Raw genomic sequence first — 12,579 nt, 5'->3', positions numbered from 1 at the left:
ACCCTTAAGATTTTTTAGTTAGCTGCTGAAAAAACCAAAAGCGGTTATTACTTATGAACTAGTAATAACCGCTTTGTTAATTTTGTTTAGTATTTTTATAAAAAAAGATACGCATGCACCCGATTTTTGCCTTTTTACTTTTTTTAATAATTAGCCTACCACTTCAAAAATTTAAGAATAATAACACTTCTAAAAATGGCAGTACTCATACTAACGCTACGCGGCAAGATACATCTTTTCGATCACAAAAATCAGGAAAAGTCGATCATCAAATAAGGGAAATAAACAAAGCCGTTATTGTGCCTAAACTTGATGGTAACATGGATGATCCTGCCTGGAAAAATGCACTTTGGTATGGTTTAGATCAAAAATGGATAGGTGAGCCATATGATTTTACCGATTTTTTTGGACGTTATAAAATCGTGTGGACTCCAGAGGCACTGTATGTTTTGGTAGAAATTAAAGATGATCAACTGTATGACCAACATAAAGATCCGCTAACGTTATGGTGGGATGATGATTGTGTCGAAATTTTTATTGATGCCAATAATTCAGGAGGTGATCATCAATATAATAATAATGCTTTTGCCTACCATGTGGCTTTAGATGGGAATGTCGTTGATCTGGATGCCAATCAGGAACCGATATTGTATAATCATCACATTACCACAAAGAGGGTTACTCAAAACGATATATCAGTATGGGAGTTCGAAGTAATTATTTATGACGATACCTATACGGAAGGTAGTATCAATGATCCTGTTATTCTTACAAAAGATCAAAAACTTGGTTTTGCTATAGCGTATAATGATAATGATGGTAGCAAACACCGAGAAAACTTTATCGGATCTGTTTTTATTCCCGGCGCAGATAAAAACCTAGGTTGGATCAACGCTGATGTTTTTGGAACTATTGTACTTAAAGAATAGACTTTAAAAATCCCTGACACCTTCATTTGTAAATGTGTCCTATTTATAAGAAGTTGACCTGAGTTTACTACTACAATTAGTGAATAGTTTCCATAAGTTTTCCTTCTTGAGTAACTCCTCCCGAAAAATTAACCGCTGTTTCTATAAGTGCCAAATGCGAATACGCCTGCGGAAAATTACCTAACAATCGTTTTGTCTTAAAATCGATATCTTCACTAAAAAGCCCTAAATGATTACTGTAAGACAATAATTGATCAAATAGTTTTTTCGCCCTGTCGTGTTCGCCAATTTTGTACAAACTATTAATAAACCAAAAACTACAAATAGTAAATGAAGATGATGGCAACCCAAAATCATCTTTATTTTTATATCGATACATCAATCCATCGTTGCATAGCTCTTGTTCTGTGGCTATTACGGTACTTACAAAACGAGAATCTGTAGCTTCTATAAACCCATAGGCTTCCATTAAGAGGGTAGATGCGTCAAGATCAGAAGAACCGTATGATTGCGTATAGGCTTGCTTTTCTTCACTCCAGGCATTTTTATAGATATCGGTACGTATACGATCTCTTAAGGCAATCCAACGTTCATTTTTGTTTGTTTTATTAATTAGTTCACCAATCTTTATAGCTCGATCTACAGCTACCCAACATAATAATTTAGAAAAAGTAAAGTGTCGCTCTTCAGTTCTAAATTCCCATATCCCCTTGTCAGGTTTTTCCCAATTAACGTTAACGATATGTACGATACTTTTGCATATGGTCCACAATCCTTCACTATTATCGAGGTCACAATCAAATTTCATGAATTGTTGATAAATCACGTCCATCAAAATACCGTAAATATCATTCTGCTTTTGGTGGTAAGCAGCATTTCCGATACGTACTGGGCTTGACTTTTTATACCCTTCCAGATGATCCAGTGTTTTTTCAGTTAATTTTTTTTCACCATTAATCCCATACATAATCTGGATTTTTTCATCCTTATCAGGAATAATATCAATGATAAATTGCAAAAAACGCTGTGCAAGTCGTTTGTGTCCTAGATTAGAGATCACTTTGATCACCATAGAAGCATCTCGAATCCAACAGAAACGATAATCCCAGTTACGAACTTCGCCTATAGTTTCAGGTAATGATGTGGTTGCAGCGGCCAGAACAGCTCCTGATTTTTCATAACTCAACAGTTTTAGCACTAAAGCACTTCTCAAAATTTCATTATTGTAGTATTTGTAAGAAGTAGTTTTTTCGCTCCAATTTAACCAGTATACACGAGTACGTTGCAATTTTAAATAACATCGTTCTAGAGACTGTTCTAGGATTTTCTCATGATAACTTATTAAAAAATAAGCGTGGTCTTTTAAATGAATTTCAGTTGAAGTTAAAACATCTTCGAAAGGAAGATCTGAGTACAAATACAACGTGTCATATTTATCTTCGTTGGTAATACTCTTTATATAATCCTGATTAATTTCATGAGCTGTCTTCCCTATGGCATACTCCAGTTTAGGGTTATACTTAATTTTAAATACAGGGGCTCCAGAGATCAACTTGATATATCGCACAATATCTGGCGGAGCATAAAAAGTGCCATCTTCGTTCTTATATCTGGGCATGAAATCGATACATTCAAAACTATCGCTTCCGTTTGAAAATTCGGTAACCAAAATATTGGTTTTATGAATGTATTTTTGAGTAATAGTATACGCTTCGCTCACTTCAATCTCAAAACTACCCCCTATATTTTCATCCAAAATTTTAGCAAAAACTGAGTATGAGTCAAAATTAGGAAGGCAACACCAATCCAAAGATCCCTTTTTAGAAATTAATGCCGCACTTTGACAGTTTCCTATAATACCGTAGTCAAGGTTATTCATGTATTTCGCAATTAACGTATTTCAGGGTAGTATGAAGTGCTTTATACCTATAATATGTGTCTTATTACATGCAAAATCAAATCATTTCATAATTTTCCTGTAAATAGCAGTTTTTTAATCTTCTTTTTCCGAAATTTAACAAAATTCAAAAAAAATAGCACCAACTTTAATCCACTTTATGAGTAAAACTATCATAATCTCAAACAGACTCCCTTTACAATTAAAAATTCATGACAATGAGATCGAAACCATACCTAGTGTTGGAGGATTAGCAACCGGTATGAAATCTGTACATTCTCAAAGTGATAGTGTCTGGATAGGTTGGAGTGGCCTTACCGAAGATCAATATGACTTAGAGCAGAAAGAACGTATTGATCAAGCTCTTAAAAAACATCAATGTATCGGGGTTTCTTTAACGGCTGATGATATTCAGGGTTTTTATTACGGTTTTAGCAATAATACACTCTGGCCGTTATTCCACTATTTTATGGAATATACCGAGTTTGAAAAAAATACCTGGGAAACGTATAAAAAAGTAAATCAAAAATTTGCCGATGTTGTTTTACATCATATAGAAGACACCGATACGGTATGGGTACATGATTATCAATTGTTACTTTTACCACAACTGATCAGGCAAAAAAGGCCGGGAGCTTCTATTGGATTTTTTCTTCATATACCCTTTCCTTCGTATGAAGTCTTTAGAACAATTCCTTGCAGAGAAGATATATTGAAGGGGATGTTAGGCGCCGATTTGATCGGATTTCATACCTATGATTATGAACGACATTTTTTAAGTGCCGTACAACGAATTTTGGGGCATGAAATTAACTTCAACAATATCCATCTAGATAACCGAATGGTAAAGGTAGATTCTTTTCCTATGGGGATAGATTACAACAAATTTCACGATGCTGCGAAACGTCATGATTTGAAATCAAATAAAGATCAAACCGAAATACAACAAGAGATCAATAAACATCTAAAAGAAGGTAATCACCAAGCAAAACTCATACTTTCTATTGATAGATTGGATTATACCAAAGGTATCGCCAATCGTTTACGCGCGTTTGAGTATTTTTTGAATAAATATCCGCAGTTTAAAGGAAAAGCCAGACTTGTTATGCTTGCTGTGCCGTCTAGAGCAAATGTACCTCAATATCAAAAGCTTAAGAATGAAATTGATCAATTAGTTGGTAGCATCAATGGTAAATTTGCTGAAGTTAGCTGGACCCCTATCTGGTATTTTTATCGTTCTATGCCTTTTGAAAATTTGATCGATCTGTATACTTCGAGTGAAGTTGCCTTGTTGACTCCTATCAGAGACGGAATGAATTTGGTTGCCAAAGAATATATCGCTTCAAAAGTAGATAAAAAAGGGGTTTTGATCCTAAGTGAAATGACCGGAGCCTCTAACGAAATGGGAGAAGCGCTCATTATTAATCCCAATAATTTTGAAGAAATTGCAGACACCCTAAAATTTGCATTAGAAATGCCTGAAGAAGAACAAATCAAGCGTAATAGTGCCTTGCAAAAACGTCTAAAACGATATAATGTCGAAAAATGGGCCAACGATTTTATAGAAGCCCTCGAAGCTACAAAAAATGATACCCAGGAGTATATTTTAAAAAAAATAAATACAAGCGTAAGACAAGAAATCGCTGCAAAATATAAAGCTGCTTCCAAAAAAATGCTCTTTATAGATTATGACGGGACCTTGGCTCCTTTTCAAAAAATACCTGAAAATGCAAAGCCTACTCAACGAGTTTTTGATATACTGGATGCACTACATAATCATGCAAACACAAAAGTAATTATCATTACGGGTAGAGATCGAGATACCATTCAAAAATGGTTTGGACATAAAGCGTATACGCTAATTACCGAGCATGGGGTTTGGTTAAAAGAAAGCGGTCAGGATTGGGAGCTTATGGAACGTGTAGACAATCAATGGTTCGAAGCAATTTGTCCTATTTTAGAATCTTTTACCGACCGTACACCAGGATCACTTGTAGAAGAAAAAAGATATTCGTTGGCATGGCATTTTAGAAATGTTGACCCTGATTTGGGAAAAAAAAGAGCGACCGAGTTAAAAACAACAATCCAACAATTGATTGCTAATCATAATTTGGAAATTTTGGAGGGTGATAAAGTACTGGAAATCAAGGTTAGTGGCGTAAGTAAGGGAAAATCAGCTTCAAAAATGTTACTAGATACCTCGTATGATTTTATCTTTGCCATAGGTGATGACTGGACCGACGAATATATGTTTAAAGAATTACCACGAGAGGCATACACGGTTAAGGTAGGTAGAAAAAAAACAATAGCTCAATACTATGTAGAGGATATTGAACAAGTATATCAACTTTTATCAGCATTCCCGCAATCCTAACTTTGAACTGATGTAAACTTTAATGAAATACAGCATTTTTTTAGCAAATCGAAATAAATGTAAATTATTGTTTTACTTAAAAATCCAAAATTAATCTGAAACCGAAATTTTACATACTTCCTACCATCATAGTTTCGCAATTCTTTTGCACGTCGTTATGGTTTGCTGGTAACGCAGTTATTGATGACCTGGCAGTACAATTTGATGTTGAATTTAATATACTTGGATATTTATTATCTTTTGTACAGTTTGGTTTTATTGCAGGAACACTCACTTTTGCATTGCTAACGCTATCAGACCGATATTCGCCTTCCAAAATTTTTATGATCTGTGCTTTTTTGGGAAGTTTTTGTAATCTAGTATTGTTAGCTCCAAATATTACGGTGCTTAATGTATTAACTGCTCGTTTTGGTACTGGCTTTTTTTTGGCTGGAATATATCCTGTCGGAATGAAAATAGCCTCAGATTACTATAAAGGAGGATTAGGTAAGGCTTTGGGATACCTAGTAGGAGCATTAGTACTGGGTACGGCTTTTCCACATTTTATTAATGAATTTTCATGGAGCAGCGATTACAAAGCCGTGATTATTTCGACCTCTATTCTTGCCTGTATTGGCGGATTTTGCATATGGGCATTCGTTGCCGATGGCCCATATCGAAGGCCTGTATCCAAACTACAACTTGGGGTAATGACTCAATTATTTACTATTCAAAGCTTTAGAAAAGCAGCTTTTGGATACTTTGGACATATGTGGGAATTGTATGCCTTCTGGGGATTTGTACCTGTAATACTTAAGACCTATGCCTCTATTCGCAACATAGAATTGCAAACTTCGTTTTGGTCTTTTGTCGTCATTGCTACAGGAACAATCTCATGTATTCTAGGGGGCTTACTCTCACTACGAACCGGGAGCCGAAAAGTGGCATATACTTCGTTGTTACTTTCTGGAATATTTTGTTTAGCTTCTCCATTACTCTTTTTATTGCCTCCACAATGGTTTATTGTGGCTTTGTGTATCTGGGGGATGGTAGTGATATCAGATTCTCCGCAGTTTTCTACTATGATAGCTGCATCTGCACCTCCAGAGCTTAGAGGTACGGCGCTAACCATCACTAACAGCATAGGATTTGCAATTACAATAGTAAGCATTCAATTATTATCTTACTTGCTCACTCGTATTGAACCTACATTACTGTACGTATTTTTAAGCTTAGGCCCTATAATAGGTATATATGTATTACGAAAATAAGCTTATATTGATGCTACTAAAAAGCCAAAATATTCATTTTACAATCAAAAATATGAATTATTCTTTTTTGATAACCACATTATGTTGCTTACCCCTGTTTTCACAACCCAATACCGAAGTTTATCTATTTGATATCGTAAATACTGATGAAAACATACAACTTACGAATCAACGAAATATCTCAAATAATGAAGGCTATGACAATCAGCCCAGTTTTTTAACAGATAAAGAAGTTCTTTTCGCTTCTACGCGAAATAATCAAACAGACATTGCCATATTCAACATAGAACAATCAAAACTTCACTGGCTCAACAAGACCGAAGGAAGTGAGTACTCCCCTACCAAAATTCCAGAAGATACCGCTGTATCGGCAATTCGCCTGGATAAAGATGGTACACAGCGTTTGTATGCATATAGTCTTAAAAGTGGTACCTCAACAGTTCTACTAAAAGAACTGAAGGTAGGATACCACACCTGGTTTACTAATCATATTATCGTGTCGGCAGTACTTGATGGTGAAGGCATGTCACTTGTGGTCTCTAACATAAAAGAGGATACTAACCGTACAATACAGAAAAAAGTAGGACGATCTTTACATACCATTCCAAATTCGAACCTAATAAGTTTTATAAGCAAAGAAAATAAACTATGGGAGATCAAATCTCTAGATCCTCTTACAGGAAGTACCCAAACTATTATACATACCATACCAGGTGCCGAAGATATGTGCTGGTTGACTAACGGGACAATTCTTATGGCAAAAGAGCATGTAATCTATGCATTTAATCCTGCTCAAGATTCAGATTGGAGTATTTTCTATACGTTTGAAAATAAACAGATCGGTAATATTACACGTATGTCCTCTAATTCTAAGTCGACTATGCTCGCTGTAGTAGGAGATTTATATTCAGCAAAAAAATAAGTTACGTATGTATTTTATCTTTACCAAAACAAAATTTCGTATGAAATCATTGTTTATAGGATTAGCAATTTTATCGTTAACCAATAGCACCGCTCAAAATGATTCGATTGTTGTACTTACCAACATTAATGTACTTGATATCCATACAGGAAAAGTAAATAAAAATCAGTCCTTACATATTAATGGAAGTAAGATTGCTACAATTACTTCGGGTAAAAAGATAATTCCGCCAGAAGCTAAAATTATAGACGGAAGCGGCAAATTTGCTATTCCTGGTATGATTGATACTCATATCCATTTTTTTCAAACAGGAAGCCTTTACACTCGACCAGATGCAGTAGACTTAAGGCACATTGTTCCATACGCCGATGAGATACAGTTTGCTAAAGATATGACTACTGATAATTTTAAACGATATCTTAGGCTCGGGATTACTTCGGTAATGGACATTGGAGGGCCTTTTTTTAACTTCAAGATTAGAGATAGTATTGCCAAAGCGCATCTTTCTCCTAATGTTTATGTGACCGGTCCTTTGTTTTCTCCTTTTCAACCAGAAGCCTTTTCTAAACTTGAGGATGTTCCTATAGCACAAATAACTTCGAAAGAAGAAGCTACTGCTCTTTTTAACAAAATGTTACCCTACAAACCTGACTTTATAAAAATCTGGTACATTACTCGAGAAGATTTTACTGCCGAAAAATCATACCCTATTGTAAAGCATATTTCTGATTTGGCACATCAAAATAATTTAAAACTAACCGTGCATGCTACCAACCTTAGCACAGCTAAATTGGCCATAAAAGCCGGAGCAGATATTTTGGTGCATAGCGTACGGGATGAGATTGTGGATGATGAATTTATTAATCTTCTGAAAAAAAATAACGTTACATATATTCCAACTTTAATTGTTTCTAGAAATTATGGGAAATCTTTTCTGGCAAAACCAGACGATCATCCTCAAGATCTTAGATTTGCCAATCCGGCCGTGTATAGATCCTTAACCGATATGAATAAACTCTCTGATGCAGCAGTGCCTAATCGTATTCGAAAATTGAGAAAAGATAGCAAACCGCTAGAAAAAATGTATCAAAAAGCAGATAGTGTTATGCTACGCAATCTTAAAATTCTAACAGAGCGAAACATTACTATCGCCACAGGAACTGATGCCGGTAATATAGGCACTATGCATGCCTCATCATATATCCAGGAAATTGAAGCGATGCAAAAATCTGGTATCTCAAATATCGACATTCTAAAGGCTTCTACTATAAATGCTGCCAAGGGTTTTGGACTCGATCATACTATTGGTTCTATTGAAGAAGGCAAATTGGCAGACCTTGTGATCCTTGATAAAAATCCGTTAATAAATATTCAGAATCTTACTACTATTCATAAGATTATTAAAAGCGGAAGGATACTTGAACCTTCAGAACTTAGTAAAGAAACTCCCGAGCAGGTGGTACAACGTCAAGTGAATGCATATAACGCAAGAGCTATAGATGCATTTATGGATACCTATGCAGAAAACATCAAAATTTACAATTTTCCCGATGAACTTTTAATGGATAGCAAGAAGGTAATGCGTGAAAATTATAAGACGAAGTTTGAAAAAGTGACAAATCTGTATTGTGAAATCAAAAATCGAATTGTTTTAGGGAATCATGTTATCGATAGAGAATACGTAAGATATGAAAATAAATATGTGAGTGTTATTGCTATTTACGAAGTAACAAATGGTAAAATATCAAAAGTTACATTTTTAAGATAGCTTATGGGGGTTTTTACAGCCATTGTAATTTAACCCGCTTTAGGCATTAAAAAATCTATAACAGCCTGAAACTGCATTAACAATTTAGTTTTCTTTGATGGATTTGCTAGTCAATCTTAAAATGATATAACCTACTAACCCCGCTGTAAACGAACCTATAATAATTCCAACTTTTGCTGAATTAATGCTAATTAAATTTCCATAGAAAGCCAGATTATCGATAAAGATCGACATGGTAAATCCTACACCAGCAATTGCTGAAATCCCTAAAATCTGTTTAAAGTTAACCCCTGTAGGTAGTTCGGTAATTTTAATCTTGTAGCCAATATAAGAGAATAAAGCTACGCCAACAAACTTGCCTACAAATAAGCTAATAGCGATATTAGTTAGCAATGCAATATCAAAGTCATAGTTTAAGCTAATGACTACCCCGGCATTCGAAAATGCAAAAACAGGTAAAATAAAATAAGCTACCACTGCATGAAGTTTATGTTCTAGATGTTGTAGCGGTGAACGTACTTCGAAAGCCAAATTATCCAAATGATCAATAGATTTCATTTCTTCTTTGGTAAGTAAATGCTGGTCATTATCTTCAGACGCCTCTATGAGTGAATTTGAAATTGATCGAACATGATCTGAGAATAACTTGATGTTGATTCTTCTTTTTATCGGAATAGTAAATGCCAAAAGCACTCCGGCAATTGTGGGATGCACCCCTGATTTCAAAAATAAAAACCAAATCACTACAGCCAAAATGATACCAATAGCAAATGAATATTTTCTAAGATAATATAGCAATCCTAAAAATGCAATTAAAACAATTCCGTACAAAATAAAAATCCAATTAATATTGACGCTATAAAATATGGCAATTACTAAGACTGCAGCTATATCATCAATTATGGCGAATGCAGTTAGAAAAATTTTTAGACTTAAAGGCACTCTTTTTCCAAGTGTACTTAAAATAGCAAGCGCAAAAGCAATATCTGTTGCCATCGCGATCCCCCAACCTTTGGTAGTATCTGGGTTTTGGTTTAATACCAAATATAACCCTACGGGTACAAGAACACCGCCAAGTGCAGCGACTAGTGGGAATGCTGCCTTTTTTAACGTGTTAATCTCTCCGACAAGTAATTCTCTTTTCAATTCTAAACCAATTAAAAAGAAGAAAATAGCCATAAGACCATCGTTAATCCATAAAATTAAAGGCTTCTTAAGTTCAAAGCTTTGAAATGATACTCCGATTTTATATTGCCACAGGTTTTCGTAGTATGCACTATAGGGAGAATTTGCCCAAATAAGCGCAATAATTGTGGCTCCAAAAAGCAACATACCTGCAAAACTTTCAATTTTTACAAACTTTTGAAACGGAGTTAAAAAAAGTCGTTTGATCATAAAGTCTAGTTGTTATAAGTGTGGTCAATTCTGAATATTTGAATGTGATTCTTCGCAAACAATTTCATAAACAGTAACATCTTACTATGTATACGAACTTACAGAATTTAACTTTATAAATAGGATGCAATACGATAAGATTTTTGACGAATTCTTGAACTGTGATGTAAATTCTTTTTGACCTTTTAATTGAGCTCCAATTACTATCTTATTTACTTTTCCTAACGTACCCACATTAATACTGAGATTACTAACAAGATTATGAAGATTAACGAAATAATATAACTAAACTTCTCTTTTTCCTGTCTGATCTTTGATTTCAAGTACTTTCTTCTCAGGTATAGTTCTAAAATAAGGTTTTGGTGATTGCCTATCTTTTGAGTAAATTTTACCGCCATTATTTTCTTTGAATGTAGAACGATTTGATGATCGTAAGGCGCGATTATCTTTCATCCTATTTATCATATCTACAATATGTCCGGCTCCTAGCCCCATTATTTTAAGTTGCTTTTTAGATTATTCAATTGCTCTATATCAAAACACGAATAGTAATATGAAGACTTTTTATATGTAAAACAACTGTTTATCAAAAACTACTTACGTTGTTGTTTTATTTTATCAAAAATATCAGTACTCACCCAGTAGATATCTTGATTACTTGTATAAAAAAGATACTTTCCGTCTTTTGTTACAAATGGGCAGTACTCATAGTTCGAAGTATTGATCTCTGGCCCCATATTAATTGCTTTGGACCATTGGTTATCGGCATTCTTGAAACTTATATATAAGTCACCGCGACCAAACCCCTTATCACGTGTAGAGCAGAAAATAATATAGGATTCATCTGGCGCGATAAATACGTCTGCTTCATAATCTTCAGTATTTATAGCCTCGCCTAATAACACTGGCTTTTGAAACTCGTTGTTTATAAATTTGGCATAGTAAATATCATGATCTGTTCGTGTAGTATCTTTGCGTATGTGACCATTAGACGAGAAATACATCGTTCCATCATTAGTAAATGAAATGTAATACTCATTACCTTTTGTATTAATAGTTGACCCGGCATTGATGGGATTAGACCACCCTTTCTCTGTATTCATGACATACCCGATGTCTATGTTTTTACGTTTATCATTGTTATTTCTGGGGCTATCATAGATAAAATATAATCTTTTTTCATCGTTAGATAGAAAAGGATCGTTATAGCCGTAACGCTCATGCACAATAATAGCTTTTGGCTTGCTCCACCGACCGTTTATCATTTTAGAATATCGAATTTCATTCTTTCCATTAACATGAACACCAAAATAGAAGGCTGTGCCGTCTGAGTTAAACATAGCACCAAACTCTTCTTCTTCTGTAGAAATAAAGTTAGGAGCAAACATTTTGGGCTGTATACCAGGCTCTTTTTGTCCCATGTATCTCCCTTTATTATCGAATTGACGTATAAGACTGGTATCGGCTCCGTGAGAACGTAAATATTCAGAAATATCTTTTGTACCTATTCTTTCTGAAATTTCTAAAGGTGTACTTCCTCTTTTGTTTTTAGTATTAATATCTATCCCATTTGCAATCAATCTGGCTACAAGCATTTTATTTTTATTCAATATAGCCAGTTCTAGAAGAGACGTACCATAACTATATTTCCAATCGGGACCGGATTGTAACCGTATTAGATGATCAACAAACATGGTGTCATTAGATTGAAAAGCAACATGTAATGCTGTTTTTTGCTGATGATCAGTTGCATTGATTTTTATTCCTTTCTGAATGAGAAATTCAACTACTTTTTTTTGTTTACAAGCTACAGCCCAGTGTAATAAACTTCGCCCGCGACTATCCCGAACATCTAGTGCTATATTGCTAAGCATACTATCCAACTTCTTTACATTACCCTTACAAGCGACACGGTGAATGTTTTGAGCCGATATATGCATACAAAATATATAACTAACAATAGAAATGCATATTGTTTTCATTAATTATTGATTACGAATATCTGTAATTTAACCTAAACGGTTTGCGTCAAGCTGAATACTGA

Annotated in this window: 9 protein-coding genes; 5 read left to right on the top strand and 4 right to left on the bottom strand. The window is 34.6% G+C overall.

Annotated features, from left to right (window positions below; translation table 11 throughout):
• Positions 1-113 precede the first annotated feature (113 nt).
• The gene (locus J8281_RS12585; RefSeq protein WP_210197989.1) at positions 114-929 is read left to right on the top strand and encodes a sugar-binding protein; all 816 of its coding nucleotides are present in this window, start codon (positions 114-116) and stop codon (positions 927-929) included.
• 76 nt (positions 930-1,005) lie between these two features.
• Here the strand turns inward: J8281_RS12585 and J8281_RS12580 are convergent, their stop codons facing one another.
• Entirely contained in the window at positions 1,006-2,808 is a 1,803-nt protein-coding gene (locus J8281_RS12580; protein ID WP_210197988.1) for a glycoside hydrolase family 15 protein, read from the bottom strand.
• A gap of 178 nt (positions 2,809-2,986) precedes the next feature.
• Here J8281_RS12580 and J8281_RS12575 point away from each other — a divergent pair, with 178 nt between their 5' ends.
• The 4 genes from J8281_RS12575 to J8281_RS12560 all read left to right on the top strand — a co-directional run bounded on the left by J8281_RS12575 (position 2,987) and on the right by J8281_RS12560 (position 9,140).
• Positions 2,987-5,200, top strand: coding sequence for a bifunctional alpha,alpha-trehalose-phosphate synthase (UDP-forming)/trehalose-phosphatase (locus tag J8281_RS12575; RefSeq protein WP_210197987.1), 2,214 nt, complete (start codon positions 2,987-2,989; stop codon positions 5,198-5,200).
• Between the two features lie 89 nt (positions 5,201-5,289).
• On the top strand, positions 5,290-6,450 hold the full coding sequence (locus tag J8281_RS12570) for an MFS transporter (protein WP_371812614.1): 1,161 nt from the start codon (positions 5,290-5,292) through the stop codon (positions 6,448-6,450).
• A 52-nt stretch (positions 6,451-6,502) separates the two neighbouring features.
• Positions 6,503-7,372, top strand: coding sequence for a hypothetical protein (locus tag J8281_RS12565; protein WP_210197986.1), 870 nt, complete (start codon positions 6,503-6,505; stop codon positions 7,370-7,372).
• Between the two features lie 40 nt (positions 7,373-7,412).
• On the top strand, positions 7,413-9,140 hold the full coding sequence (locus tag J8281_RS12560; RefSeq protein ID WP_210197985.1) for an amidohydrolase family protein: 1,728 nt from the start codon (positions 7,413-7,415) through the stop codon (positions 9,138-9,140).
• 84 nt (positions 9,141-9,224) lie between these two features.
• On the opposite strand, the gene nhaA is transcribed toward J8281_RS12560, so the two are convergent.
• The 3 genes from nhaA to J8281_RS12545 form a co-directional block, all read right to left on the bottom strand.
• The gene (gene nhaA, locus J8281_RS12555) at positions 9,225-10,535 is read right to left on the bottom strand and encodes a Na+/H+ antiporter NhaA (RefSeq protein ID WP_210197984.1); all 1,311 of its coding nucleotides are present in this window, start codon (positions 10,533-10,535) and stop codon (positions 9,225-9,227) included.
• Positions 10,536-10,820: 285 nt separating this feature from the next.
• Positions 10,821-11,030 carry a hypothetical protein gene (locus tag J8281_RS12550; protein WP_210197983.1) on the bottom strand — a complete coding sequence of 70 codons (210 nt, stop codon included), beginning with the start codon at positions 11,028-11,030 and terminating at the stop codon, positions 10,821-10,823.
• A gap of 98 nt (positions 11,031-11,128) precedes the next feature.
• On the bottom strand, positions 11,129-12,517 hold the full coding sequence (locus J8281_RS12545) for an ankyrin repeat domain-containing protein (RefSeq protein WP_210197982.1): 1,389 nt from the start codon (positions 12,515-12,517) through the stop codon (positions 11,129-11,131).
• Between the last annotated feature and the right edge of the window lie 62 nt (positions 12,518-12,579).

The sequence above is a fragment of the Aquimarina sp. U1-2 genome (assembly GCF_017897595.1).
Classification (GTDB): domain Bacteria; phylum Bacteroidota; class Bacteroidia; order Flavobacteriales; family Flavobacteriaceae; genus Aquimarina.
Note: the sequence above shows the minus strand (reverse complement) of the source record. Positions and strands in the feature narration are given on the sequence as shown.

What these genes read in the sequence shown, in the direction of transcription:
- J8281_RS12550 (WP_210197983.1), bottom strand. Translation starts at nt 11,030, where the DNA reads ATGGGGCTAGGAGCCGGACATATTGTAGATATGATAAATAGGATGAAA.
- J8281_RS12560 (WP_210197985.1), top strand. Translation starts at nt 7,413, where the DNA reads ATGAAATCATTGTTTATAGGATTAGCAATTTTATCGTTAACCAATAGC.
- J8281_RS12585 (WP_210197989.1), top strand. Translation starts at nt 114, where the DNA reads ATGCACCCGATTTTTGCCTTTTTACTTTTTTTAATAATTAGCCTACCA.
- J8281_RS12545 (WP_210197982.1), bottom strand. Translation starts at nt 12,517, where the DNA reads ATGAAAACAATATGCATTTCTATTGTTAGTTATATATTTTGTATGCAT.
- J8281_RS12565 (WP_210197986.1), top strand. Translation starts at nt 6,503, where the DNA reads ATGAATTATTCTTTTTTGATAACCACATTATGTTGCTTACCCCTGTTT.
- J8281_RS12575 (WP_210197987.1), top strand. Translation starts at nt 2,987, where the DNA reads ATGAGTAAAACTATCATAATCTCAAACAGACTCCCTTTACAATTAAAA.
- nhaA (WP_210197984.1), bottom strand. Translation starts at nt 10,535, where the DNA reads ATGATCAAACGACTTTTTTTAACTCCGTTTCAAAAGTTTGTAAAAATT.
- J8281_RS12580 (WP_210197988.1), bottom strand. Translation starts at nt 2,808, where the DNA reads ATGAATAACCTTGACTACGGTATTATAGGAAACTGTCAAAGTGCGGCA.